21 protein-coding genes, 1 tRNA gene, 1 pseudogene and 1 riboswitch are annotated in these 24,271 nt (G+C 71.2%); of the genes and pseudogenes, 15 read left to right on the top strand and 8 right to left on the bottom strand.

Going from position 1 to position 24,271, the window contains the following annotated elements:
• Positions 1-299 precede the first annotated feature (299 nt).
• The 8 genes from ACFW6P_RS08220 (at position 300) to ACFW6P_RS08185 (ending at position 8,564) form a co-directional block, all read left to right on the top strand.
• Positions 300-1,307, top strand: a complete 1,008-nt coding sequence (locus ACFW6P_RS08220) for a nucleoside triphosphate pyrophosphohydrolase (RefSeq protein WP_386423195.1) — start codon at positions 300-302, stop codon at positions 1,305-1,307.
• A gap of 45 nt (positions 1,308-1,352) precedes the next feature.
• Entirely contained in the window at positions 1,353-2,687 is a 1,335-nt protein-coding gene (locus ACFW6P_RS08215; RefSeq protein WP_386423193.1) for a cytochrome P450, read from the top strand.
• A 122-nt stretch (positions 2,688-2,809) separates the two neighbouring features.
• On the top strand, positions 2,810-3,844 hold the full coding sequence (locus ACFW6P_RS08210) for a transglycosylase family protein (protein ID WP_386346703.1): 1,035 nt from the start codon (positions 2,810-2,812) through the stop codon (positions 3,842-3,844).
• 198 nt (positions 3,845-4,042) lie between these two features.
• Positions 4,043-4,209: riboswitch (cyclic di-AMP (ydaO/yuaA leader) on the top strand.
• A 4-nt stretch (positions 4,210-4,213) separates the two neighbouring features.
• Entirely contained in the window at positions 4,214-4,921 is a 708-nt protein-coding gene (locus ACFW6P_RS08205) for a transglycosylase family protein (RefSeq protein WP_386423192.1), read from the top strand.
• A 253-nt stretch (positions 4,922-5,174) separates the two neighbouring features.
• Entirely contained in the window at positions 5,175-6,455 is a 1,281-nt protein-coding gene (gene eno, locus ACFW6P_RS08200) for a phosphopyruvate hydratase (protein WP_386346699.1), read from the top strand.
• Between the two features lie 129 nt (positions 6,456-6,584).
• Complete coding sequence (locus ACFW6P_RS08195; protein ID WP_386346697.1) at positions 6,585-7,061, top strand: septum formation initiator family protein; 477 nt, start codon at positions 6,585-6,587, stop codon at positions 7,059-7,061.
• Positions 7,062-7,095: 34 nt separating this feature from the next.
• The gene (locus ACFW6P_RS08190) at positions 7,096-7,626 is read left to right on the top strand and encodes a DUF501 domain-containing protein (RefSeq protein ID WP_386346695.1); all 531 of its coding nucleotides are present in this window, start codon (positions 7,096-7,098) and stop codon (positions 7,624-7,626) included.
• Positions 7,623-8,564 (top strand): exopolyphosphatase, encoded by a 942-nt coding sequence (locus ACFW6P_RS08185; RefSeq protein WP_386346693.1) that lies wholly within the window; start codon positions 7,623-7,625, stop codon positions 8,562-8,564. Before ACFW6P_RS08190 ends, ACFW6P_RS08185 begins: the two co-directional genes overlap by 4 nt.
• Positions 8,565-8,568: 4 nt before the next feature.
• Here the strand turns inward: ACFW6P_RS08185 and ACFW6P_RS08180 are convergent, their stop codons facing one another.
• A complete protein-coding gene (locus tag ACFW6P_RS08180; protein ID WP_386346691.1) occupies positions 8,569-8,838 on the bottom strand; it encodes a type II toxin-antitoxin system RelE/ParE family toxin in 270 nt (89 codons plus the stop codon).
• Complete coding sequence (locus ACFW6P_RS08175) at positions 8,835-9,107, bottom strand: type II toxin-antitoxin system Phd/YefM family antitoxin (protein WP_386346689.1); 273 nt, start codon at positions 9,105-9,107, stop codon at positions 8,835-8,837. The genes ACFW6P_RS08180 and ACFW6P_RS08175 overlap by 4 nt, the downstream gene beginning before the upstream one ends.
• A gap of 516 nt (positions 9,108-9,623) precedes the next feature.
• Here ACFW6P_RS08175 and ACFW6P_RS08170 point away from each other — a divergent pair.
• Together ACFW6P_RS08170 and ACFW6P_RS08165 are read left to right on the top strand one after the other, a co-directional pair.
• Positions 9,624-11,012 (top strand): NAD(P)/FAD-dependent oxidoreductase, encoded by a 1,389-nt coding sequence (locus tag ACFW6P_RS08170; RefSeq protein ID WP_386346687.1) that lies wholly within the window; start codon positions 9,624-9,626, stop codon positions 11,010-11,012.
• A 404-nt stretch (positions 11,013-11,416) separates the two neighbouring features.
• Entirely contained in the window at positions 11,417-12,724 is a 1,308-nt protein-coding gene (locus ACFW6P_RS08165) for a class I SAM-dependent methyltransferase (protein ID WP_386346685.1), read from the top strand.
• Positions 12,725-12,799: 75 nt separating this feature from the next.
• Here ACFW6P_RS08165 and ACFW6P_RS08160 read toward each other — a convergent pair whose 3' ends face one another.
• Complete coding sequence (locus ACFW6P_RS08160; RefSeq protein WP_386346683.1) at positions 12,800-15,334, bottom strand: ABC transporter permease; 2,535 nt, start codon at positions 15,332-15,334, stop codon at positions 12,800-12,802.
• Positions 15,335-15,371: 37 nt separating this feature from the next.
• Positions 15,372-16,142: an ABC transporter ATP-binding protein gene (locus ACFW6P_RS08155; protein ID WP_386346682.1), complete on the bottom strand. Its 771-nt coding sequence runs from the start codon at positions 16,140-16,142 to the stop codon at positions 15,372-15,374.
• Between the two features lie 397 nt (positions 16,143-16,539).
• On the opposite strand from ACFW6P_RS08155, the gene ACFW6P_RS08150 reads away from it, so the two are divergent.
• The 3 genes and pseudogenes from ACFW6P_RS08150 (at position 16,540) to ACFW6P_RS08140 (ending at position 18,365) form a co-directional block, all read left to right on the top strand.
• A tRNA-Leu gene (locus tag ACFW6P_RS08150) sits at positions 16,540-16,623 on the top strand.
• Between the two features lie 50 nt (positions 16,624-16,673).
• Positions 16,674-17,298: pseudogene (locus ACFW6P_RS08145) on the top strand (FAD-dependent monooxygenase); the annotation flags it as partial.
• Positions 17,299-17,456: 158 nt separating this feature from the next.
• Positions 17,457-18,365, top strand: a complete 909-nt coding sequence (locus ACFW6P_RS08140; RefSeq protein WP_386346680.1) for a Bax inhibitor-1/YccA family protein — start codon at positions 17,457-17,459, stop codon at positions 18,363-18,365.
• 71 nt (positions 18,366-18,436) lie between these two features.
• On the opposite strand, the gene ACFW6P_RS08135 is transcribed toward ACFW6P_RS08140, so the two are convergent.
• Positions 18,437-18,667, bottom strand: a complete 231-nt coding sequence (locus ACFW6P_RS08135; protein ID WP_386346678.1) for a DUF4287 domain-containing protein — start codon at positions 18,665-18,667, stop codon at positions 18,437-18,439.
• 101 nt (positions 18,668-18,768) lie between these two features.
• On the opposite strand from ACFW6P_RS08135, the gene ACFW6P_RS08130 reads away from it, so the two are divergent.
• Positions 18,769-19,074: a hypothetical protein gene (locus ACFW6P_RS08130; protein WP_386346676.1), complete on the top strand. Its 306-nt coding sequence runs from the start codon at positions 18,769-18,771 to the stop codon at positions 19,072-19,074.
• A gap of 63 nt (positions 19,075-19,137) precedes the next feature.
• Here ACFW6P_RS08130 and ACFW6P_RS08125 read toward each other — a convergent pair whose 3' ends face one another.
• The 3 genes from ACFW6P_RS08125 to ACFW6P_RS08115 all read right to left on the bottom strand — a co-directional run bounded on the left by ACFW6P_RS08125 (position 19,138) and on the right by ACFW6P_RS08115 (position 22,581).
• Positions 19,138-19,920, bottom strand: a complete 783-nt coding sequence (locus tag ACFW6P_RS08125) for a hypothetical protein (protein ID WP_386423191.1) — start codon at positions 19,918-19,920, stop codon at positions 19,138-19,140.
• Between the two features lie 273 nt (positions 19,921-20,193).
• Positions 20,194-21,414 carry an acetyl-CoA C-acetyltransferase gene (locus ACFW6P_RS08120; RefSeq protein ID WP_386346672.1) on the bottom strand — a complete coding sequence of 407 codons (1,221 nt, stop codon included), beginning with the start codon at positions 21,412-21,414 and terminating at the stop codon, positions 20,194-20,196.
• Positions 21,415-21,555: 141 nt separating this feature from the next.
• Complete coding sequence (locus ACFW6P_RS08115; RefSeq protein WP_386423189.1) at positions 21,556-22,581, bottom strand: SGNH/GDSL hydrolase family protein; 1,026 nt, start codon at positions 22,579-22,581, stop codon at positions 21,556-21,558.
• A 156-nt stretch (positions 22,582-22,737) separates the two neighbouring features.
• On the opposite strand from ACFW6P_RS08115, the gene ACFW6P_RS08110 reads away from it, so the two are divergent.
• Positions 22,738-24,126, top strand: coding sequence for a cystathionine beta-synthase (locus tag ACFW6P_RS08110; protein WP_386423187.1), 1,389 nt, complete (start codon positions 22,738-22,740; stop codon positions 24,124-24,126).
• Positions 24,127-24,271 lie beyond the last annotated feature (145 nt).

The raw sequence follows: 24,271 nt of genomic DNA, 5'->3' as shown, positions 1-24,271 counted from the left end.
CGGCCCCCGGGACCGCGGACACCCTGCACCCCCCGGCACTCCGGGCCCCAGCACTCCGGCTCCGGGCTTCCGGTCCCCGGGGACTGCGGCCCCCGGGACCGCGGACACCCTGCACCCCCCGGCACTCCCGGCCCCAGCACTCCGGCACTCCGGTCCTCGGGCTTCCGGTCCCCGACACTGCGGCCCCCCCAGCATCGCGGTCCCCCGGCACTGCGGTCCCCCGGCACTGCGGCCCCCCGGCATCGCGGTGCCTGTGGACAGCCTCCGATGTGGTCGGTGGCGTGGGATAGCTTCGGATCGTGAACGCCAACAGCCCCGAAGCCGTCCCGGGCCCCGAGCGGACCGCCCCCGACGCGGCCGCCGACCCCGGCCGCGTCGTCCTGCTCACCACCAGCCACCGCGTCGCCCCCGGCCTGCTCTCCTGGCCCGCCTGGCAGGCCCTGCGCGCGGCCGACCGGGTGCTGTGCGCGGACGGGGCGCACCCGCAGCTGCCGTACCTGCGCGAGGCGGGGACAGCGGTCGACGAGGCGTCCCCGACCGCCGAGGAGCTGGTCGGCGCCTGCGCCGGCGGTCGCACGGTGGTGGTCGTGGCGACCGGTGAGGGCGAGCCCGCCCTGACGGACGGCCTGGCCCGCCTCGCCGGCAGCGGCCGCCTCACCATGCCGGAGCTGGAGCTGCTCCCCGCCTCCTACGACCTGCCGGGCGCCCGCCTGCTCGACCTCGTCCAGGTCATGGACCGCATCCGCGCCGAGTGCCCCTGGTCGTCCCGGCAGACCCACGAGGGCCTGGCCAAGTACGGCATCGAGGAGGCCTACGAGCTCGTGGAGGCCATCGAGGAGGACGACCGCGACGCACTGCGCGAGGAGCTCGGCGACGTCCTCCTCCAGGTCGTCTTCCACGCGCGCATCGCCGAGGAGGACCCGGAGGCGCCGTTCTCCGTCGACGACGTGGCGGGAGGCATCGTCGCCAAGCTGATCCACCGCCACCCGCACGTCTTCGGCGACGCGACCGCCACCACCCCCGAGGAGGTCAAGGAGCACTGGCTGCGCACCAAGGCCGTCGAGAAGCGGCGCAGCTCGATCACCGAGGGCGTCCCGCTCGGCCAGCCCGGCCTGGCCCTCGCCGCCAAGCTCGCCTCCCGGGCCCGCACCGCCGGCCTCGACATACCCCTGCCCCCGGTCGAGGGCATCGGCTACGACCTGCTGGCCCTGGCGGTCCGAGCGGAGGCGGAGGGCGTCGACCCGGAGGCGGCCCTGCGAGCGGCGGCCCGCGCGTACCGGGACGCGATCCGGGAGGCCGAGAGCTGAGCGGACCGCGACCCGGCGACGGCACGGGGCCGATACGGTCGGGGAGTGACCGACCAGCCCCGGCCCAGCACACCCGCAGCCGTCCCCGAGCCCCGTCCCGAAGCCGTCCCCGAGCTGTTCACCTGGGAGTTCGCGAGCGATCCCTACCCCGCCTACGCCTGGCTCCGCGAGCACAGCCCCGTCCACCGGACGCGGCTGCCCAGCGGTGTGGAGGCCTGGCTGGTCACGCGGTACGCCGACGCCAGGCAGACCCTCGCCGACCACCGGCTCTCCAAGAACCCCGCGCACCACGCCGGACCCGCGCACGCCAAGGGCAGGACCGGGATCCCGGGGGAGCGCAAGGCCGAGCTGATGACGCACCTGCTGAACATCGACCCGCCCGACCACACGCGGCTGCGGCGGCTGGTGTCCAAGGCGTTCACGCCCCGCCGGGTCGCCGAGTTCGCGCCTCGGGTGCAGGAGCTGACCGACGGGCTCATCGACGGGTTCGCCGGGAAGGGGGCCGCCGACCTGATCCACGAGTTCGCCTTCCCCCTGCCCATCCACGCCATCTGCGACCTGCTCGGCGTCCCCCGCGAGGACCAGGACAACTTCCGTGACTGGGCGGGCATGATGATCCGCCACCAGGGCGGCCCCCGGGGCGGTGTGGCGCGCTCGGTGAAGAAGATGCGCGGCTACCTCGCCGACCTCATCCACCGCAAGCGCGGGGCGCTGCCGGACGATCCCGCGCCGGGCGAGGACCTCATCTCCGGTCTGATCCGGGCCTCCGACCACGGTGAGCACCTCACCGAGAACGAGGCGGCGGCGATGGCCTTCATCCTGCTGTTCGCAGGGTTCGAGACGACCGTGAACCTGATCGGCAACGGCACCTACGCCCTGCTCACCCACCCCGGGCAGCGCACCCGCCTGCAGCGGTCCCTGGCCGCCCGGGACACCGCCCTGCTGGAGACGGGCGTCGAGGAACTGCTGCGCTACGACGGCCCCGTCGAACTCGCCACCTGGCGCTTCGCCACCGAGCCGCTCACCCTCGGCGGGCAGCGCGTCGAGGCGGGCGACCCCGTCCTGGTCGTCCTGGCCGCCGCCGACCGGGACCCGGAGCGCTTCGCCGGCCCGGACGTGCTCGACCTGTCCCGCCGCGACAACCAGCACCTCGGCTACGGCCACGGCATCCACTACTGCCTCGGCGCCCCGCTCGCCCGTCTGGAGGGCCAGACCGCGCTCGCCACGCTTCTGACCCGCCTCCCGGACCTCCGCCTCGCGGTGGACCCGGCCGAGCTGAGATGGCGCGGCGGCCTCATCATGCGCGGGCTGCGCACCCTGCCGGTGGAGTTCGCACCCGCCACGGCACGCCCCGGACGTGACGAAACCTCAACTCTGTGATCTTCATGTGATCTGCGCGGCATGAACTTGTGACAAGTGATCGTCTGCCGATACGTTCACCCATCAACACGGCCCGAGCACTCACGCCGTGTCGATCACTGCTGTCTCCGAAAGGTCTCCGCATGCTCTCCGGGAACGGTCGGCACCGTCGCCCCCGCCAGGCTCCGGCTCTCCTCGTCGCGGCCGGAGTGACCGGCTCCGCCATCGCGATCCCGCTCCTCGGAGCCTCCGGCGCCAGCGCGGCAGAGGGTGTGACCTGGGACCGGGTCGCGGACTGCGAGACCGGCGGCGCCTGGAGCCAGAACAGCGGCAACGGCTACTACGGCGGCCTCGCCATCTCCCAGGAGGACTGGGAGGCTTACGGCGGCCTCGACTACGCCGTGAGCGCCGACCTGGCCAGCCGCTCCCAGCAGATATCGGTGGCCGAGAGAATCCTCGCCGACCAGGGGGTCGGCGCGTGGCGCACCTGCGGACTGCTCTCCGGCCTCGAGCAGGGCAAGGGCTCCGGCGCCTCCGGTTCGCCCGAGTCGCCCGGTTCGCCCGAGTCGGACGAGTCGGACGAGTCCTCCCGTCCCACGGATTCACCCGGTCTGCTCGAATCCCCCGACGCGTCCCCGTCGTCGACGGCCTCGTCGTCCCCGTCGCCTGATCCGGAGTCGACTGCGACCGATAACGACGAAGAAAGCGACGAAACGCTCAAGTCCGACAAGTCCTCGGCCTCCGCCGACCCCGCGCGGCAGAGTGAGGACGGGAACTCCCCCCTGGCCGCCCCCGGCGAGATGCCCGATAACGCGCGGCAGGGCGAGGACTCCTCGGCGCTCACCGGCACCGGCTCCGGCCGTCACCGCGGCCCCGGCGCCGACGAGAACGCCGAGCCGGCCGACGGCCGGGCGGACGAGTCCGCGGGCCGGCACGCCTCGCGCGGTGACGACGCCTCCCGCGACGCGGCGGACGGCGCCTACACCGTCCGTTCCGGTGACAGTCTCTGGTCCATCGCCGACTCCCTTGACGTCAGCGGCGGATGGCGGGCGCTCTACGACGTGAACCGGGAGGCCGTCGGGGCCGACCCGAACCTCATCCGCCCCGGTCAGACGCTCACGACCAGGGGCGAAGCGGACGACGAGTGGTCGTTCGGGCACGGCGGAAACGAGGGCTGAAGTCACCCCGAAAAGGCGCGAGTTCACGTCATATTTCGCGGCTAATGTCCCGTTTGAGGGTCGTGAGAGATAGATCTCAGAAGGCCTGGTCGTCTTTGAATTTCCCCGGATCGCATGTCTACGGTCGTGACCGCTCGCCACCGTGAGCCCCGGTTGCCGCAACGCCGAATCCTGCCAGCGGCCGCACGGGAACAGTCGTCGCGTCAAGCGCCGTAGGCAGGAGCGGGGGACCCAAGGTAGGTGCCCGACCGGCTCGTTCCGCCGGAAGGGCTTGGGGTGAAGCCGCGTCCCGTCAGGGACGTGGCCGGGCAACTCAGCCGGCCCGAACCCGACAGCTCACCTCGCAGGCGTCGGTGAGGGGATCCATCCATGCTGTTTTCCAGCAAGGGCAAGCACCGCCGTCCGTCCAAGGCCGCCCGTGCCGTCGCCGTCGCCGGTGTCGCCTCCGCGGCCGTCGCCGGCCCGCTGATGGCGGCCGGCAGCGCCTCCGCCGCCACCGCCTCCGAGTGGGACGCCGTCGCCCAGTGCGAGTCGGGCGGCAACTGGTCCATCAACACCGGCAACGGCTACTACGGCGGTCTGCAGTTCTCCGCCTCCACCTGGGCCGGCTACGGCGGCACCAAGTACGCCTCCACCGCCGACCAGGCCACCAAGGCCCAGCAGATCGAGATCGCCGAGAAGGTCCTCGCGGGCCAGGGCAAGGGTGCCTGGCCGGTCTGCGGCAAGGGCCTGTCGAGTGCCGGCTACACCGGCGGCTCCGCCGACTCCGGCAGCTCCTCGCAGAGCCAGAGCCAGAACCAGAGCCAGAGCCGGCAGAGCACCGAGACCCGCGAGACCCGGCAGCCCGCCTCCCGCTCCGCCGAGCGTCCGGCCGCGAAGAAGACCGTCACCACCCCGACCGGCAAGAAGGTCAAGAAGGGCGACGGCGAGTACAAGGTCGTCAAGGGCGACACCCTGAGCTCCATCGCCGCGGAGGAGAAGGTCAAGGGCGGCTGGGAGAAGCTCTTCGAGCTGAACAAGGACATCGTTCAGGACGCCAACCTCATCTACCCGGGCCAGCAGCTGCACCTGAAGTGAGCAGCGGCCCGCCCAGGGCCCATGGTTCCCCCGCCCCGGTGCGTCGTCCCCCGTACGCACCGGGGCGGGGTTCTTTCGGCATCCTGCTTTGTTCCGTTCGGAAACAATTTTCTCTCGGTTCTGTCCACGAGGTGGGAGACCCGGTGGCCGAACGCCCCGAGCCGGTTAGGCTCATGTCGCGAGCCACCGCGGCCCGCGCCTCGCAGGGCCCGAGCGGCCCGCGTACCCGCGTCACATCGAGAAGGAGATGCTCGTGCCGTCCATCGACGTCGTCGTAGCCCGGGAAATCCTGGACTCCCGAGGCAACCCCACGGTCGAGGTCGAGGTCGGCCTCGACGACGGCAGCACGGGTCGTGCCGCCGTCCCGTCCGGCGCCTCGACGGGCGCCTTCGAGGCCATCGAGCTCCGCGACGGCGACTCGAACCGTTACCTCGGCAAGGGTGTGGAGAAGGCCGTCCTCGCGGTCATCGAGCAGATCGGCCCGGAGCTGGTCGGCTACGACGCCACCGAGCAGCGCCTGATCGACCAGGCCATGTTCGACCTGGACGCCACCGACAACAAGGGCTCCCTGGGCGCCAACGCCATCCTCGGCGTCTCGCTCGCCGTCGCCCACGCCGCCTCCGAGGCCAGCGACCTGCCGCTGTTCCGCTACCTGGGCGGCCCCAACGCGCACCTGCTGCCGGTGCCGATGATGAACATCCTGAACGGCGGCTCGCACGCCGACTCCAACGTGGACATCCAGGAGTTCATGATCGCCCCGATCGGCGCGGAGTCCTTCTCCGAGGCCCTGCGCTGGGGCGCCGAGGTCTACCACACGCTGAAGAAGGTCCTGAAGAGCAAGGGCCTGGCCACCGGCCTCGGCGACGAGGGCGGCTTCGCCCCGAACCTCGGCTCCAACCGCGAGGCCCTCGACCTCATCCTCGAGGCGATCAAGGAAGCCGGCTACACCCCCGGCGAGCAGATCGCCCTGGCGCTCGACGTGGCCGCCTCCGAGTTCTACGAGGACGGCGTCTACACCTTCGAGGGCAAGGAGCGCTCGGCGGCCGAGATGACCGAGTACTACGCGGAGCTCGTCGACGCGTACCCGCTCGTGTCCATCGAGGACCCGCTGTTCGAGGACGACTGGGACGGCTGGAAGACCATCACCGACAAGCTCGGCGACAAGGTCCAGCTCGTCGGCGACGACCTGTTCGTCACCAACCCCGAGCGCCTCGCCCGCGGCATCGAGGAGGGCGCGGCCAACGCGCTGCTCGTGAAGGTGAACCAGATCGGTTCGCTCACCGAGACCCTGGACGCCGTGGAGCTGGCCCAGCGCAACGGCTTCAAGTGCATGATGTCCCACCGCTCCGGCGAGACCGAGGACGTCACCATCGCCGACCTGGCCGTCGCCACCAACTGCGGCCAGATCAAGACCGGCGCCCCGGCCCGCTCCGAGCGCGTCGCCAAGTACAACCAGCTGCTGCGCATCGAGGAGATCCTCGACGACGCCGCGGTGTACGCCGGCCGCAGCGCGTTCCCCCGCTTCAAGGCCTGACCGCGCACCGGGCCCGGGCAGGCACCGGCCCGGGGCACGGCTGAGCCAGTCGTACGTACGTCCCCGTACTCGGTCCCGTACCGTGTGCGGGGACGTACGCGCGCAGGACGGTGGAGCGGAGGCTGACAGATGGCCGTGAAGGACCGGGACCGGTTCTCCACCACGACCAGGATCCGGCTGCTCGGCGAGCAGACCGCGGCCCGGGTCTACCGCTCCCAGACCAAGCGGCAGGCCCGCCGCTCCCGGCTGACCGGCCGGGCGGCGCTGCTCGCGCTGGTGATGTGCTCGCTGATCGTTGCCCTGGCCTATCCGATGCGGCAGTACGTCTCCCAGCGCGCCGAGATCGAGGACCTGCAGCGCGAGCAGCAGCAGGCCCGTCAGCGAGTCGAACGACTGCGCGACACGAAGGCGCGCTGGCAGGACGACGCGTACGCCGAGCAGCAGATCAGGCAGCGGTTGCACTACGTCATGCCGGGGGAGACGGGCTTCATCGTCGTCGACCCGCGCCCGGCGCGGCAGTCGCGCACCTCCCTCGGGGCGGCCGACCGCCCCTGGTACGCGAACGTCTGGGACGGGGTCGACAAGTCCGACGCCTCCGCCCCGTAACAGTGACCCCAGAGAAAGACACCCGAAGACAGTCATGGAAACGTCCCCGCCGACCACCCCGCGCACCGAGCCCACCGACGCCGACGTCGAGGCCTTCAAGCAGCAGCTCGGCCGGCCCCCGCGCGGCCTGCGCGCGATCGCGCACCGGTGCCCCTGCGGGCAGCCGGACGTCGTCGAGACGGCCCCGCGGCTGCCGGACGGGACGCCGTTCCCCACGCTGTACTACCTGACGTGCCCGAAGGCGAACTCCGCGATCGGCACGCTGGAGGCGAACGGCGTGATGAAGGAGATGACCGAGCGGCTCGCCTCGGACCCGGAGCTGGCGGCGGCGTACCGGGCGGCGCACGAGGACTACGTCCGGCGCCGTGACGAGATCGAGGTGCTGAAGGACTTCCCGAGCGCGGGCGGCATGCCGGACCGGGTGAAGTGCCTGCACGTGCTGGTGGCGCACTCGCTGGCCGCCGGGCCCGGGGTGAACCCGCTCGGGGACGAGGCGATCGCGATGCTGCCCGAGTGGTGGCGCAAGGGCCCGTGCGTGACGTCCGCCGAGGAGGACGCCCAGTGACCCGGGTCGCCGCCGTGGACTGCGGTACGAACTCGATCCGGCTGCTGGTCGCCGACGCCGACCCGGCGACCGGCGAGCTGGTCGACCTGGACCGCCGTATGACGATCGTGCGGCTCGGGCAGGGCGTGGACCGCACCGGCCGGCTCGCCCCGGAAGCGCTGGAGCGGACGTTCGCGGCCTGCCGCGAGTATGCCGAGGTCGTCAAGCGGCACGGGGCCGAGCGGCTCAGGTTCGTCGCCACCTCCGCCTCCCGGGACGCCGAGAACCGGCACGAGTTCGTGCGCGGGGTGCTGGACATCCTGGGCGTCGAGCCCGAGGTGATCTCCGGGGACCAGGAGGCCGAGTTCTCCTTCACCGGCGCGACCAAGGAGCTGGCCGGGCGTGACCACCTGCCCAGGCCCTACCTGGTCGTGGACATCGGGGGCGGCTCCACCGAGTTCGTCGTCGGTGACGACCGGGTGCGCGCGGCCCGCTCGGTGGACGTCGGCTGCGTCCGCATGACCGAGCGGCACCTGGTCCGCGACGGGGTGGTGAGCGACCCGCCCTCCGAGGAGCGGATCGCCGCGATGCGGGCCGACATCGCGGCCGCCCTCGACCTGGCGGAGGAGACGGTTCCGCTGCGCGAGGCACGGACGCTGGTGGGCCTCGCCGGGTCCGTGACGACCGTGTCGGCGATCGCCCAGGAGCTGCCGGAGTACGACTCGGCCGCCATCCACCACTCCCGGGTCTCCCGGGAGAAGGTCCGTGAGATCACCGACTGGCTGCTGCGCGCCACCCACGCCGAGCGCGCGGCCGTGCCCTCCATGCATCCGGGACGGGTCGACGTCATCGGGGCGGGGGCGCTCGTGCTCCTGTCGATCATGGAGCGGATCGGCGCGGAGGAGGTCGTCGTGAGCGAGCACGACATCCTCGACGGCATCGGATGGTCTTTGGCCTGACCGCCTACAGGTTGCGGTATACGTCCCGCCGGTCGCCCACCTTGACGACGAGAACGACGAGTTCGCCATCGTTGATCTGGTAAGCGACCCGGTAGCTTCCGACCCGGAGCCGGTAGAGCCCGGACGGGCCGGTGAGCTTCTTGACGTCGGCGTCCTGGCGGTACGGGTCGTCACCGAGTGCGGTCAGCGCGGTCAGGATGCGCATGGCGTCGGGCCGGGTGATGGCCCGGAGCTGCCGCTGTGCCGCCGCGGTGAACCGGAAGGCGTATTTCACGCCGCCTCGCCGTCCTGTTCGCTGAACAGGTCCGCCAGCAGCTCTGCCATCGTCACGGTGGGACCGCCCTCGGCCAGGACCGCTTCGGCTTCGCGCGCCAGCATGACGTCGGCCGCTTCCTCCAGCGCTTCGAAGTCCGCGATCGGGACCACGGCTGCCACCGGAGCACCGTTGCGCGTGATGACGGTCGGAACGCCTTCCTCGGCCCGGTTGATGTGGTCGGCGAGGTGCGCGCGGGCTTCACGTACGGTCACCGTGTTCTCAGTCATGAGATCAGTGTACGCGTGAGCGTGTACGCATGGCCCGGTTCGGGAGTCGCGTTCGGGAGTGATGCTCGACGGCATCGGATGGTCGCTGGCGTAGCCCGCTTCTGAGCAGGCACGGATCACGAATGAGCGCCGCCGGGGAGTCCTGGAGGACCGCCCGGCGGGGGTCCGCCGGGAAAGTTCGTGAAGTTCTTCACAAGGAATTCGGCCCTCCCGGGCGAAGAGAAGGTCCCGGTTGACCCGTCCGGGGGCCGAACGGCTCTTTGAACATGTTCAGAAGCATGGTATGGAGGGATCCGGAACAGTGCGCCCGGCGTCCCTCCGAGGGGCCCTCACAGGGGGCCGGTCGGGGCCAGAGAGGCAGCTCACGCGGCATTGACAACGGCCGGCGCTGCACAAACGATCCCGGTTGTCACCATGACGTGGATCACTCGGGCCGCGGAGGATAGCACACCCCCTCCACAACCTTGTGAAGGGGCGCACGAGGTACCCCCCTCTGGCGGGTGGATACTCGATGGCATGAGCACCACGGAGCGTCCCAGGATCCTCGTAGTAGGCGGTGGGTACGTAGGCCTGTACGCAGCTCGGCGCATCCTCAAGAAGATGCGTTACGGCGAGGCGACCGTCACGGTCGTCGACCCCCGGTCGTACATGACCTACCAGCCCTTCCTCCCCGAAGCCGCCGCCGGCAACATCTCCCCGCGCCACGTCGTCGTCCCGCTGCGACGCGTGCTGCCCAAGGCGGAGGTCCTCACCGGCCGGGTCACCACCATCGACCAGGACCGCAAGGTCGCCACGGTCTCCCCGCTGGTCGGCGAGGCCTACGAGCTGCCCTTCGACTACCTGGTCGTCGCCCTCGGCGCGGTCTCGCGCACCTTCCCGATCCCCGGCCTGGCCGAGCAGGGCATCGGCATGAAGGGCGTCGAGGAGGCCATCGGCCTGCGCAACCACGTCCTCGAGCAGCTCGACAAGGCGGACTCCACCACGGACGAGGAGATCCGCCGCAAGGCCCTCACCTTCGTGTTCGTGGGCGGCGGGTTCGCCGGCGCCGAGACGATCGGCGAGGTCGAGGACATGGCCCGCGACGCGGCCAAGTACTACAAGAACGTGTCCCGCGAGGACATGCGCTTCATCCTGGTCGACGCCGCCGACAAGATCCTCCCCGAGGTCGGTCCCAAGCTCGGCACGTACGGCAAGGAGCACCTCGAGGGCCGTGGCGTCGAGGTCTACCTGTCGACCTCCATGGACTCCTGCGTCGACGGCCACGTGGTGCTGAAGAACGGCCTCGAGGTCGACTCCAGCACCATCGTCTGGACCGCCGGCGTCAAGCCCAACCCGGTCCTCGCCCGGTACGGCCTGCCCCTCGGCCCGCGCGGTCACGTCGACTGCACCCCGACCCTCCAGGTCCGGGGCACCGACTACATCTGGGCCGCCGGCGACAACGCCCAGGTCCCGGACCTCGTCGGCCGCAAGGCCGGCAACGAGAACGCCTGGTGCCCGCCGAACGCCCAGCACGCGCTGCGCCAGGCCCGGCTCCTCGGCGACAACGTGCTGTCCGGCCTGCGGGGCTTCCCGCAGAAGGACTACTCGCACGCCAACAAGGGCGCGGTGGCCGGCCTCGGCCTCCACAAGGGCGTCGCGATGATCGTCATGGGCAAGATGAAGATCAAGCTCAAGGGTCGTCTCGCCTGGTACATGCACCGTGGCTACCACGGTCTGGCGATGCCGACCTGGAACCGCAAGATCCGCGTCTTCGCCGACTGGACGCTCGGCATGTTCCTCAAGCGCGAGGTCGTCTCGCTCGGCGCCATCGAGACGCCGCGCGAGGAGTTCTACGAGGCCGCCAAGCCGGCCCCGGTCGCCGCCGCGCCGAAGGAGAAGACCGAGGAGAAGGCCAAGGCCTCCTGACCCCCGGTCCGTTCCCAGCCTGATCGAAGGGCCTCCCGCCTCCGTGGTGCGGGAGGCCCTTCGGCGTGCGCTGCCGCGCGTGCCCGGCCTCGGCCACGGTGGTTCGACGGGGGCTGGATCGCCGACGCCGGCCTGCTGCCATCCGCGGGGCCATCGCCGAGCTCCCCGGATGCGGCGTTCGCCGGATGCGACGTTCGCCCGATGCGACGTCGACGGTTCTGGCCGGGCAGGTCGTCGGCACGGCCCGCGCCCCCGGGGGCCGGGTACTGAGCCGATCGCCCGCAGTGGCGTACGCCCTCCCAGGGTTTGCCCAGTCGTGACGCGCGTGGGGGACTGCATCGGGGTCCGGCAGGTGTTTTTGTGGTGTCGGATATTCCGGGATCCCCGTCACGGAGGTGCACACCATGGCAGACGCCGCCCCGCGGCTCCAGAGCCTCTTCGCACAGATGCTGGAAGCACCGCTTCCGGTGCGCATCCGCGCATGGGACGGTTCGCAGGCGGGCCCGCCGGGGGCGCCGACCCTGGTCGTACGCAACCGCCGCGCCCTGCGCCGCCTGTTGTGGAAGCCGGGGGAGCTGGGCCTGGCCCGTGCCTGGGTGGCGGGCGACCTGGACATCGAGGGGGACCTCTACGCCGCGCTCGACCTGCTGGCCGGCCTGGTCTGGGAGCGCGGCGAGGACGCCCGCACCCTGTCCCAGGCGCTGCGCGAGCCGGAGGTCCGCGCCGCCGTCCGCGGGCTCGTCCGGCTCGCCGGATCCCCGCTCCCGCCCGCCCCGCCGCGCGAGGAGATCCGCAAACCCCGCCGCCACCTGCACACCAAGCGCACCGACCGGCGCGCCATCAGCCACCACTACGACGTCGGCAACGACTTCTACGAGATCGTCCTCGGCCCGTCCATGGTGTACTCCTGCGCCTACTGGCCCAGCCCGGACGCCACCCTCGAACAGGCCCAGCGCGACAAACTCGAACTCGTCTGCCGCAAGCTCGCCCTGAGTCCCGGTCAGCGCCTGCTCGACGTCGGCTGCGGCTGGGGCTCGATGGCCGTCCACGCCGCCCGCGAGCACGGCGCCCACGTCGTCGGCGTCACCCTCTCCCAGGAGCAGGCCGCCTACGCCCGCAAGCGCGTCGCCGACCAGGGCCTCACCGACAAGGTCGAGATCCGCGTCCAGGACTACCGCGACGTCCGCGACGGTCCCTACGACGCGATCTCCTCCATCGGCATGGCCGAACACGTCGGCGCCGACCGCTACCTGGAGTACGCCGCCGACCTGTACGACCTGCTCAGACCCGGCGGCCGGCTGCTCAACCACCAGATCGGCCGCCGCCCCCGGCGCGACGAGGACACCTACCACGTCGACGCCTTCATCGACTCCTACGTCTTCCCCGACGGCGAGCTGCAGCCCGTCGGCACGACCGTCACCCAGCTGGAGCGCGCCGGGTTCGAGGTGCGCGACGTCGAGTCGCTCCGCGAGCACTACGGCCTCACCCTGCGCCACTGGGTGGGCCGCCTGGACGCCGGCTGGCAGCGCGCCGTCCTGCTCACCGGCCCCGGCCGGGCCCGCGTCTGGCGTCTCTACATGGCCGCCTCCGCCGTCGCCTTCGAACGCAACCGCATCGGCGTCAACCAGGTCCTCGCCGTCCGGACACCGGAATCGGGCGCCTCCGCGATGCCGTTGCGGGCCCGCACCTGGGGTGCGCCCGGCCGCGGCTGACCCGGACACGGCGGGAAGGGCCGGGCTCCTCGTGGTGAGGAACCCGGCCCTTCGGAGTACCGCGGCGCGGCGAGGTCACTCGGCCTTGATGGCGTTCAGCATGTTCAGCCGGGCGGCGTTGCGGGCCGGCCACATCGCGGCCAGGACGCCCACCAGACCGGCCAGCACCAGGAAGATCCCGATGCGGTCCCAGGGCAGGACCAGCGCGTAGCCAGGGATCTCGTCCGCGACGGTCTCACCGATCGCCCAGCCGAGGAACGCCCCGAGCCCGATGCCGACCATCGCGCCGAACACCGAGATGACCACGGCCTCCAGGCGGACCATCCGCTTCACCCGGCGCCGGTCCAGGCCGATGGCGCGCAGCATGCCGATCTCCTGCTGCCGTTCGAAGACGGACATCGCGAGGGTGTTGACGACGCCCAGCACCGCGATGATCAGGGCCATCGCCAGCAGGCCGTACATGACGTTCAGCAGGGTGCTGATGGCGCCGCCGAACTCGTCGCGGATGTCCTGCCGGTCCAGCACGCTGATCGCCGGGTTGTCGCCCAGCGCGTCCACGACGACCTGCTCGTTCGCCGCGGTCTGGCCGCCGTCGACCTTCACGAAGATCTGCCGGATGGACGGCTTCGTCTCGTGCCGGTCCACGATCTTCCGGTCGATGAGGACGGGGGAGAGGAACTCGCTGTCCTTGTATACGGCGCCGATCGTCAGCGTGGCCTTCTCGTCGTCGCCGAAGGTGACGAGGACGGTGTCGCCGGTCGTCCAGCCCCTGCTCTTCGCCGTCTTCTCGGCGACCGCGATGCGGCCCTCGGCGAGCGAGGCCGCGCTGCCGCTGACGACGTCGACGGCCAGGACCTTCTCGATGTCGCCAGGGGTGACGGCCGAGGCGGACACGTAGTCGCCGCCGTCGACCTGGAAGGAGGCGTCCTGCTGCGGCGAGACCGCGGACACGCCCTTCGCCTTCTGCAGCGCCGACAGCGCCGACCGGTCGAGGTCACCGCCGTTGGCCATCGAGACCATGTAGTCGGCCTTGATGTTGTCGGTGGTCATCTTGTCGATGGCCGTGCCGACCGTGACGCCGAGCACCGACAGGCCGGTCACCAGCGTCAGGCCGATCGCCAGCGCCGAGGCGGTGGCGCCGGTGCGGCGCGGGTTGCGGACGGCGTTCTGGCCGGCGAGCCTGCCCGCCACCCCGAAGGGGCCGACGAGCAGCGGACGGACGAGCGCGATCACGGGCCGGGACAGCAGCGGGATCAGGATGATCACGCCGATCAGCGCGAGGAACGCGCCCGCCCCGATGTACAGGCGGCCGTCGTCACCGCCGGTCGAGGCACCCGCCACGATCCCCGCCGCGCCCAGGGCTGTGACGGCCGCGCCGACGGAGTTGCGCAGCACCAGCGACTTGGTGGTGGCCACCGCGTGGACGCTGTTCATGGCCGCCACCGGCGGGATCCTCGCGGCCCGGCGGCCGGGCAGCCAGGCGGCGAGCATCGTGATCAGCACGCCCACCGCGAGAGCCGCGAGCACCGGCGTCGCGGACAGGACCAGCGGACCGTCCGGCATCTTCATGTCGAACGCGGCCATGCCGGAGCGCAGTCCGACGGCCAGGCCGATGCCCAGGACGAAGCCGACGACCGAGGCTACCAGGCCCACCAGCGCGGCCTCGGCGAGCACGGAGCGGGTGATCTGCCTGCGCGACGCGCCGACGGCGCGCATCAGGGCGATCTCCTTGGTGCGCTGGGCGACCAGCATCGTGAAGGTGTTGGAGATGAGGAAGATCCCGACGAAGAGCGCGATGCCCGCGAAGCCGAGCAGGACCTGCTTGAGGTTGCCCATGCCCTGTTCGATCTGCTCGGCCTGCTCGTCGGCGAGTGCCTGGCCGGTCCGGGCCTCGGCCGTGTCCGGCAGCAGCGGCTTGACCGCGTCCAGGATCCTCGTGTCGTTCGCGCCGGAGGCGGCGGTGACGGTGGCGCTCTCGAAGTAGCCCGGCTTGAGGTACTGCCTCTGGGCGACGGCGGTGTCGAAGAGGACGAGGCTGCCGCCGGCGTTGACGGCGCCGTCCTCGGTGGTGAACACCCCGCTGAGGGTGTACTCCTTCACCGGGCCGTTGGTCGCGACGCGCACCCGGTCGCCGACCCGGTACTCGCCCTTGGCGGCGGACTCCTCGTCCAGGGCGATCTGGTCGTCCTTCACCGGGCCGGATCCGTCGGTGAACGTGTACGCGGCGTCCTTTCCGTCCTTGCCGGGGGCGAAGTTGGAGCCCTTGTTGGACCAGCCGACGCCGATCAGCTTGCCGTCGGGGTCGGCGACCCCGGCGAAGCCCTCGACGCGGCCGTACACCCCGGCGACACCGTCCACGGCGGCGATCTCGTCGAGGACCTTGCCGCTCAGGCCCGGCTTTTGCTCGGGGTCGTCGGGGTCGGCGTGCGAGGTGACGGCGACGGCGACGTCGTCGTAGCTCTTGGCCGACTGGTTGCGGAAGGCTTGGGAGAGGGTGTCGGCGAAGACCAGGGTGCCCGAGACGAAGGCGACGCCGAGCATCACGGCGAGCACGGTCATCAGCAGCCGGGCCTTGTGCGCGAGGACGTTGCGCAAGGCGGTACGGAACATGGTGGCGGTTCTCAGTCCTGTCGGTCCTGGCGGGGGATCAGCTCGTGCGGCCCTTGGCGTCGAACGCCTTCATGCGGTCCAGGACCGAGTCGGCCGTCGGCCGGTGCATCTCGTCGACGATCCGGCCGTCCGCCAGGAAGACCACCCGGTCCGCGTAGGCCGCGGCGACGGGGTCGTGCGTCACCATCACCACCGTCTGGCCCAGCTCGCGCACGGAGTTGCGCAGGAAGCCCAGCACCTCGGCGCCCGAGCGGGAGTCCAGGTTCCCGGTGGGCTCGTCCCCGAAGATGATCTCGGGCCGGGAGGCCAGCGCCCGGGCCACGGCGACGCGCTGCTGCTGGCCGCCGGAGAGCTGGGAGGGACGGTGGCCGAGCCGGTCGGCCAGGCCGACCATGCCGATGACGGAGTCCAGCCACTGCCGGTCCGGCTTGCGGCCCGCGATGTCCATCGGGAGGGTGATGTTCTCCAGGGCCGTCAGCGTCGGCAGCAGGTTGAAGGCCTGGAAGATGAAGCCGATCTTGTCCCGGCGCAGCTTGGTGAGCTGCTTGTCCTTCAGGGAGCCCAGCTCGGTGTCGCCGATGCGCACCGACCCGGAGGAGAAGGTGTCGAGACCGGCCACGCAGTGCATCAGGGTCGACTTGCCGGACCCGGAGGGGCCCATGATCGCGGTGAACTCGGCCTGCCGGAAGTCGACGGAGACCCGGTCCAGGGCGACCACCTGGGTCTCACCCTGCCCGTAGATCTTCGACAGATCCGTGGCGCGCGCGGCCGCGGTGGTGGCCCGGTCGGCGAGGGATGCGGTGGTCACGGGATGGCACTCCTGACGGACGGCGGTGTTCTGCACGACGTGTTCCATCGTCCGTTCCCCGGACGGCCGTGTCGTCACCCGCTGTTCCGGTTCTGAACCCGACTCGGGTCGGACGGCGCCGGGCGGTGTCATACCTGGGAATGAGCCCGCTGAGGAGGACCGGTGTCAGGCCTGGTGTCGAGAACGGGTGGAGTGCCCTTGTTCAGACGGTGAAATTCCGTCATTCCGCATACGCGGCCGACCGCCGCACGCAAGGCTACTGGCAAGTGCGGACGGCCTGTTCAGGTGCTGATGCACCCTCAGAAGTCAATAAAATAAGACAACATCGGTCCGTACTCCGGCTGTTCGGGGGGTGCGTCCCGATAGTCTCGGGACCGCGATGCGGAGCCCATGGCCTGCCCGGATGGTGGAATGCAGACACGGCGAGCTTAAACCTCGCTGCCCCTTCGCGGGCGTGCCGGTTCAAGTCCGGCTCCGGGCACTTCCGATCCCTGCGTGCTCCATCGAGAAGTTCACCGCATGACCGTCGACAGCGGCCGGCTCGGCGTCCTCGCCGGCGCGCCTTCGCTCGACGAGCTGGTCTGCGCCCGCCGCGACCGGGGCTTCGCCCTGCTCTCCATGCGCTCACCGTCCGTCTCCCACCCCTACCTCCAGGTCTCCGACGGCACCGTCGCCGGGTCGTGGGCCGACGAGGAGGTCCGGGGCGAACTGGAGCGCCGCTCCGAGACCGCCGACGACTGGCGGCCGGCGCGCGGCCCGATCACTCAGATGTCCGGCACGCCCATGCGTTCCTACCTCCACGAGCCCATGCGCCACGGCCGCCTCTTCCTCGCCGGTGACGCCGCGCACATCGTGCCGCCCACCGGGGCCGAAAGGCTGAACCTCGCCGTCGGCGACGTCGTGACCTTCGCCCGGGGGCGCGTCCACGGGAGCGGACCGGCTCGCCGGACCTGCTCGACGCCTGCTCCGCGACCTGCCTGCGCCGGGTCTGGCAGGCGGAGCGGTTCTCCTGAGACATGACGGCCCTGCTTCACCGGGCCCCGGAGCGACCCCCTTCGAGGATCCGCTCCAGCCGGCCCGGCGGGAGCGGATCGCCTCCTGCCGGGCCGCCGGGACCGACCTCGCGCAGGTGTGCACGGGCTTCGCTTTCGGGTGAGGAGGGGAGTGACCCCCTGCGGTGAGGGGAATCACGAAGCCGCGTAGCGTGTTGCGCAGCACGACGAGGGAAAGATCCTCCCCAAGCACTAGGGTCATTCCTTTGCCTACCTATTACTCTTGAGCCAAGGCCACGCCTGGTGGCCATGGAGGAGTGAAATGAGGAGCAGAAACCCGGTCTTCTCGCGACGGGGGTTCAGCCGCGACAACGGCTCCGCGGGCTTCAACACCGCGCCGCAGGCCGGGGGTCCCGCTGTCGCCACCCAGGGCAACCCGTACGCACAGCCGACTGGCAACCAGTACGCGCAGAACCCGTACGCGCAGAACCCCTACGCCCAGCAGGACCTGCAGTACGGCGCGCCGCCGCAGGCCCCGGCCACCACCGGCCGGATGACCATCGACGACGTCGTCCTGCGCACGGCGAGCACGCTCGGCGTGCTCATCGTCACCGCCGCGCTCTCCTGGGCCCTGCTGCCGATCGACGACGCCAACATCGGCCGGAGCTACGGCATCGGTATCGGCGCCGCCCTGATCGGCATGGTCCTGGCGTTCGTGCAGTCCTTCAAGCGCAAGGCCTCGCCCGCGCTGATCCTGACGTACGCCGCGTTCGAGGGTGTCTTCCTCGGCGTCGTGTCCAACATCGTCGACAACCGCATCGCCGACGGCGCCGCCATGCAGGCGGTCATCGGCACCATGGCGGTCTTCGCCGGTGTGCTGGTCGCCTACAAGGCCGGCTGGATCCGCGTCAACCGCCGCTTCTACGGCTTCGTGATGGCGGCCGCGCTCGGCTTCGTCCTGCTGATGATGGTGAACCTGCTGTTCGCCGTCTTCGGCGGCGGTGACGGCCTCGGCTTCCGCAGCGGTGCGCTGGGCGTGATCTTCGGCGTCATCGGCGTCATCCTCGGTGCCTGCTTCCTCGCCCTGGACTTCAAGCAGGTCGAGGACGGCATCGCCTACGGCGCCCCGCGCGAGGAGGCGTGGTTCGCGGCCTTCGGCCTCACGCTGACGCTCGTGTGGATCTACATGGAGTTCCTGAGGCTCATCTCGATCCTCAACAGCAACGACTAGTCGCAGACGGTCGCAGCGCGAAGGGCCCCGGCTCGTGCCGGGGCCCTTCGTCGTCGTCCGGGGCCGTGCCCCTAGACCAGCTTGCGCGCGGCCCTCCTCAGGTCGTACTCGTGGATGATCGCTTTGGCGTGGCCGTACGCCAGATCGTGTTCGTGCCGGAGCCAGCTGACCTTTTCCTCGAAGCGGAACAGCGCCGGGCCTTCCTCGACGGTGCGCAGCCAGTCGGAGATCTCACGACCGGTGCAATGGGGGATGCGGGCGAGCATGTTGCGGTGGGTCTCTTCGGAGAAGACTTGGGACATCGGCGCCTCCGGACGCTGGGATGTAAGCCGGTCCTTCAGGTCACGGTGCCTGAGTGTTCGCCCGTTGGCAACAGTCCCGGTGCGACGCGTACGCTCGCGGCGTGGTTGATACGACGCCTCTGACCCGTGCGGTGGATCATTTCGCCGATCGTTTGAGGGCCGCGCCCCAGAGCCGTTTGCAGCGGGGCGCTGCAGCGGAGGCTCTCGGGCTGGCCCGGGAGCTGGCCCGCAGGGCACAGGTTCTCGAGGGAGTGGAGCCCCGGGAGATGCCGGATGCGGGGATGTTCGCGGCGGCGGATCAGATCACCGTCGCCGGGCACGATCTGGCGGTGGTGATCCCCGCGGACGCCGACGTCGACGAGGCGGTGCGGCTGGTCGAGGAGGCGCAGAAGCGGGCGGGGGTCTGAGTTCCGTGCGCGTGCAGCGCGCGGTCGCTCGCACGGGTTCCCGCGCCTGCTGGGGACCCGCCCTCAGAGGGACGCGATGACCCGGTCCGCCAGGATGTAGACGTTCTCCTCGCCGCACGCGAACGTGAGCGTGTACGCGCCCGAGATGCCCGAGCCGCCCAGCAGTGTCGGGGTCTCGCCCGAACGGAGGGCGCAGGCCAGGCGTTCCGCCGTCTCCCGGTGGCCCGGCGTCATGCACAGCGTCGTGCCGTCGGCGAAGACGTACACGTCCAGGGTGCCCAGCGGGCCGGGGCGGACGTCGGTCAGCTCGACACGGCAGGCGGCCAGCTTCTCCAGGGCGGCGACCGTGCGCTCGTGGTCGTTCAGGACCGGCGACGGGTTCGGCACGAAGTCCGGGTGGGAGGGATGGCGGCGGCGGGCCGCGGCAAGCTCCGCGGACTCGGCGGCGGGCTCCTCGGCGTCCGCGCCGGGCTCCGAGACCGGCTCCAGGCCTGCGAAATCGGCCTGCCGGGGCAGGAACAGGTCGTGGTCGCTCAGGCCCAGCAGGGACGGCGCGTCCGAGACGTCACGGGCTTCCTGGGCGGCCCAGAACGCCCGCGCCTCGGCGAGCTCGCGCTCCCGCTCCTCGGCCAGGGCCGCCGCCACGGCGGCCCGTATCTCGTCGGTGTCGGTCGTGGTGCGGGCGGCGGGCAGCAGTGCACGGGTGGTGGCGGCACGGTTCTCGGCCAGCGCGGCGTGCAGGGCCGCGACCTGTCGGCGCAGCTGCAGCACACTGCGCAGGACGGCGACGCCCACGGCGCCGGTGGCGGCCGTGGTGACCAGCAACGCGATCGGCATGGCGCTCACTGACGTACTCCCGGTTCAAAGTCGACCCCCGACTTCCTACATCAGCTTGAAGGGCGGACTGACCTTCTGTCAGTGCGTAACGTCACGAAAAGGACAGGGCTTCGGTCTCGGGGGATGGGGTGGGACTGCTGTGACCTGCGGTTCTCTCCGTGTGGAGGGAGGTAGGTCACATCCTGGGGGAGATTGGATCACAAAACGGCCCGGAACCCTGGTGCTTTCCGGGTTCCGGGCCATGACCTCACGGTCGGTGGCGCGGCGGCCACGGTACGGCGTTCAGCTGAGGCGCTCGATGACCATGGCCATGCCCTGGCCGCCGCCGACGCACATCGTCTCCAGGCCGAACTGCTTGTCGTGGAACTGCAGGGAGTTGATGAGCGTGGTGGTGATGCGGGCGCCGGTCATGCCGAAGGGATGGCCGACGGCGATGGCGCCGCCGTTGACGTTCAGCTTCTCCAGCGGGATGCCCAGGTCGCGGTAGGAGGGGATCACCTGGGCGGCGAACGCCTCGTTGATCTCGACCAGGTCGATGTCGTCGATGGTGAGACCGGCGCGGCGCAGGGCCTGGTTGCTCGCCTCGACCGGGCCGAGGCCCATGATCTCGGGGGAGAGGCCGGAGACGCCGGTGGACACGATCCGGGCCAGCGGTGTCAGGCCGAGCTCGCGGGCCTTGGTGTCGGACATGATCACCAGTGCGGCGGCGCCGTCGTTCAGCGGGCAGCAGTTGCCGGCCGTGACCATGCCGTCGGGGCGGAAGGCCGGCTTGAGGCCCGCCACGCCGTCCAGGGTGACGCCGGGGCGCGGGCCGTCGTCCTTGGAGACGACGGTGCCGTCGGGAAGGGTCACCGGGGTGATCTCGCGCTCCCAGAAGCCGTTCTTGATGGCCTCCTCGGCGAGGTTCTGCGAGCGGACGCCGAACTCGTCCATGTCCTGGCGGGTGACGCCCTTGGCGCGGGCCAGGTTCTCGGCGGTCTGGCCCATCGCGATGTACGGGTCGGGCAGCAGGCCGTCCTCGCGGGGGTCGTGCCAGGTGGTGTTCTCCTGCTGGGCGACCTCGGCGGTGCGGGCCTCGGCCTCGGCGAACAGCGGGTTGCGCGTGTCCGGGAGGCTGTCGGAGTTGCCCTTGGCGTAGCGGGAGACCATCTCCACGCCGGCCGAGATGAAGACGTCGCCCTCGCCGGCCTTGATCGCGTGCAGGGCCATGCGGCTGGTCTGCAGCGACGAGGAGCAGTAGCGGGTGACGGTGCAGCCCGGCAGGTGGTCCATGCCCATCTGCACGGCGACGATCCGGCCGAGGTTGTTGCCCTGTTCGCCGCCGGGCAGGCCGCAGCCGAGCATCAGGTCCTCGATGTCCTTCGGGTCCAGCTCGGGGACCTTGGCGAGGGCGGCCTGGATGATCGTGGCGGTGAGGTCGTCCGGGCGCAGGTCTTTCAGGGAGCCCTTGAAGGCGCGGCCGATGGGGGAGCGGGCGGCTGAGACGATCACGGCTTCGGGCATCACGGCTCCATTGACGTACCGGGTGGTCGGGCTGGGCTGACTGGGAAGTTACCCGTACGTAAGCGCCGGGTCACGGGTGTGGCGGTGTGACCCTGGCCGCAGTTTTCTAAGCGCTTGCTTTGTGCCGGGGTGTCCCCCCGGTCACTTCGACGGTGTGACGGGGGACGGCTCCGGCTCGGGCACCCGCCGGCGGCGCCGGCGCTTGAGCAGCGCCCACGGGCCGCGCGGACCGGCCGGCATGGCCGCCGTGACCTCCGTACCGCCCTCGGAGGCGGCCTCCACCGCCGCCCGTGCCACCGGCAGGAACCCCTCGCGGCGGGAGGCGTCCGGGCGCTCCTCCTCGGCCGGCCACAGTCCGAGCGCGGCGCAGACGGTCGGCAGCACCGCCATCGCCGCGGTGGCGTAGCCCTCGGCCGAGGGGTGGTAGTTGTCCGGGCCGAACAGCTCGCGCGGGTTCGCCGCGAACTCCGGGCCCAGCAGGTCCCCCAGGGACACCGTGCGGCCGCCCTGCGCGACGGCTCCGATCGTCTGGGCGGCCGCCAGCTGACGCGAGGCCCGCCGCGCCAGCCACCGCAGCGGCTGCTGCACCGGTTCGATCGTGCCCAGGTCCGGGCAGGTGGCGACGACCACCTCCGCACCGGCCGTGCGCAGCCGCCGCACCGCCGAGGACAGGTGGCGGACCGAGCGGGTCGGGGGCATCCGGTGGGTGACGTCGTTCGCCCCGATCATGATCACGCAGATGTCGGGCACCGGGTCCGGATCGGCCAGCACCAGGGCGACCTGGCGGTCCAGGTCGTCCGAGCAGGCGCCGGGCAGCGCCACCGTGCGCAGGACCACCGGGCGCTCCGCCAGCGCCGCCACCCCCGAGGCCAGCAGCGCCCCCGGGGTCTGCCCGGCGCGGTGCACGCCCTGGCCGGCGGCGGTGGAGTCGCCCAGCATCGTCAGCCGCAGCGGAGGCTCACCGGGCGCGGCGTACGTACCGCCGTAGCGCCCGTCCGCGTTTGGCACATGCGGTGACCTGCCGTTCCCCACCCGCCGCCGGGCCAGCTGCACCTCCGCCAGCAGCAGCCCCGCGGCGGCCGCCCCCGCCAGACCGATCCCGCCGCCGCCGTACGCGGCGCCGGCCGCGATCCGCCGGGCCACCCTCGCCCTCGACATGCTCGTCATGCGTCGCCGCCACCTCCTCGAACCCGTACACCCAGTGCTTGCCCCGAACCGCCCGTCGCCCAATCGCAACGGAGAGTGAACGACCGTCACGGACCACCGTGAGGTCATAGGCTGGCGGCACCCAGGACCACTTCTTTGCGGCATCCGGAGACAACGGTGCGATTTCACGACTCGATGATCAGCCTCGTCGGCAACACCCCGCTGGTGAAGCTCAACAGCGTGACCAAGGGCGTCAGGGCGACCGTCCTGGCCAAGGTGGAGTACTTCAACCCCGGCGGGTCCGTGAAGGACCGCATCGCCCTGCGCATGATCGAGGCCGCGGAGGAGAGCGGCGCGCTCAAGCCCGGAGGCACGATCGTCGAGCCGACCAGCGGCAACACGGGTGTGGGGCTCGCCATCGTCGGGCAGCAGAAGGGGTACAAGTGCATCTTCGTCTGCCCTGACAAGGTCAGCACCGACAAGATCAACGTGCTGCGCGCCTACGGTGCCGAAGTGGTCGTCTGCCCGACCGCCGTGGACCCCGAGCACCCGGACTCGTACTACAACGTCTCCGACCGGCTCGTGCGGGAGACGCCCGGCGCCTGGAAGCCCGACCAGTACTCCAACCCCAACAACCCTCTCTCCCACTACCACTCCACCGGACCGGAGCTGTGGGAGCAGACGGAGGGGAGGATCACCCACTTCGTGGCGGGCGTGGGCACCGGCGGCACCATCTCCGGGACCGGGCGCTACCTCAAGGAGGTCAGCGACGGCAAGGTCAAGGTCATCGGCGCCGACCCCGAGGGCTCCGTCTACTCCGGCGGCTCCGGCCGGCCCTACCTCGTCGAGGGCGTCGGCGAGGACTTCTGGCCCACCGCCTACGACCGGAGCGTCGCCGACGAGATCGTCGCCGTGTCCGACAAGGACTCCTTCCAGATGACCCGCCGTCTCGCCAAGGAGGAGGGCCTGCTCGTCGGCGGCTCCTGCGGCATGGCCGTCGTGGCCGCGCTGGAGGTCGCCTCGCGGCTCGGTGAGGACGACGTCGTGGTCGTGCTGCTGCCGGACAGCGGCCGCGGCTACCTCTCCAAGATCTTCAACGACGAGTGGATGGCCGACTACGGCTTCCTGGAGGACACCGGCCCGAGCGCCCGCGTCGGCGACGTGCTGAACGACAAGGAGGGCGACCGCATGCCCTCCCTCGTCCACATGCACCCGGAGGAGACGGTCGGCCAGGCCATCGAGGTGCTGCGCGAGTACGGCGTCTCGCAGATGCCGGTCGTCAAGCCGGGCGCCGGGCACCCCGACGTGATGGCCGCCGAGGTCGTCGGCTCGGTGGTGGAACGCGAGCTGCTGGACGCGCTGTTCAGCAAGAACGCCTCGCTCGACGACCCGCTGGAGAAGCACATGTCCGCCCCGCTGCCGCAGGTCGGCTCCGGCGAACCGGTCGCCGACCTGATGGCCGTCCTCGGCAAGGCCGACGCGGCGATCGTGCTCGTCGAGGGCAAGCCGACGGGTGTGGTCAGCCGGCAGGACCTGCTGTCCTTCCTCGCCCGCACCGGTGCGTGAGGTCGGGCGGTGCGTGAGGTCGGGCGGTGCGTGAGGTCGCGCGACGCGCTCAGGCCGCGCGACGCGCTCAGGCCGCGCGACGCGTGACGCCGCGCGACGCGTGATGTCGCGCAAGTGGTACGAGTGCGACACGTTCGCGCAGCAC

Origin of the sequence: Streptomyces sp. NPDC058741, assembly GCF_042746715.1 — a bacterium.
In the GTDB taxonomy this organism is placed as follows: domain Bacteria; phylum Actinomycetota; class Actinomycetes; order Streptomycetales; family Streptomycetaceae; genus Streptomyces.
Note: the sequence above shows the minus strand (reverse complement) of the source record. Positions and strands in the feature narration are given on the sequence as shown.

Coding starts and splice junctions, on each gene's coding strand:
- ACFW6P_RS08140 (WP_386346680.1), top strand. CDS start 17,457: ATGAGGAGCAGAAACCCGGTCTTCTCGCGACGGGGGTTCAGCCGCGAC.
- ACFW6P_RS08195 (WP_386346697.1), top strand. CDS start 6,585: ATGGCCGTGAAGGACCGGGACCGGTTCTCCACCACGACCAGGATCCGG.
- ACFW6P_RS08165 (WP_386346685.1), top strand. CDS start 11,417: ATGGCAGACGCCGCCCCGCGGCTCCAGAGCCTCTTCGCACAGATGCTG.
- ACFW6P_RS08115 (WP_386423189.1), bottom strand. CDS start 22,581: ATGACGAGCATGTCGAGGGCGAGGGTGGCCCGGCGGATCGCGGCCGGC.
- ACFW6P_RS08135 (WP_386346678.1), bottom strand. CDS start 18,667: ATGTCCCAAGTCTTCTCCGAAGAGACCCACCGCAACATGCTCGCCCGC.
- ACFW6P_RS08190 (WP_386346695.1), top strand. CDS start 7,096: ATGGAAACGTCCCCGCCGACCACCCCGCGCACCGAGCCCACCGACGCC.
- ACFW6P_RS08120 (WP_386346672.1), bottom strand. CDS start 21,414: ATGCCCGAAGCCGTGATCGTCTCAGCCGCCCGCTCCCCCATCGGCCGC.
- ACFW6P_RS08210 (WP_386346703.1), top strand. CDS start 2,810: ATGCTCTCCGGGAACGGTCGGCACCGTCGCCCCCGCCAGGCTCCGGCT.
- ACFW6P_RS08160 (WP_386346683.1), bottom strand. CDS start 15,334: ATGTTCCGTACCGCCTTGCGCAACGTCCTCGCGCACAAGGCCCGGCTG.
- ACFW6P_RS08175 (WP_386346689.1), bottom strand. CDS start 9,107: ATGACTGAGAACACGGTGACCGTACGTGAAGCCCGCGCGCACCTCGCC.
- ACFW6P_RS08205 (WP_386423192.1), top strand. CDS start 4,214: ATGCTGTTTTCCAGCAAGGGCAAGCACCGCCGTCCGTCCAAGGCCGCC.
- ACFW6P_RS08170 (WP_386346687.1), top strand. CDS start 9,624: ATGAGCACCACGGAGCGTCCCAGGATCCTCGTAGTAGGCGGTGGGTAC.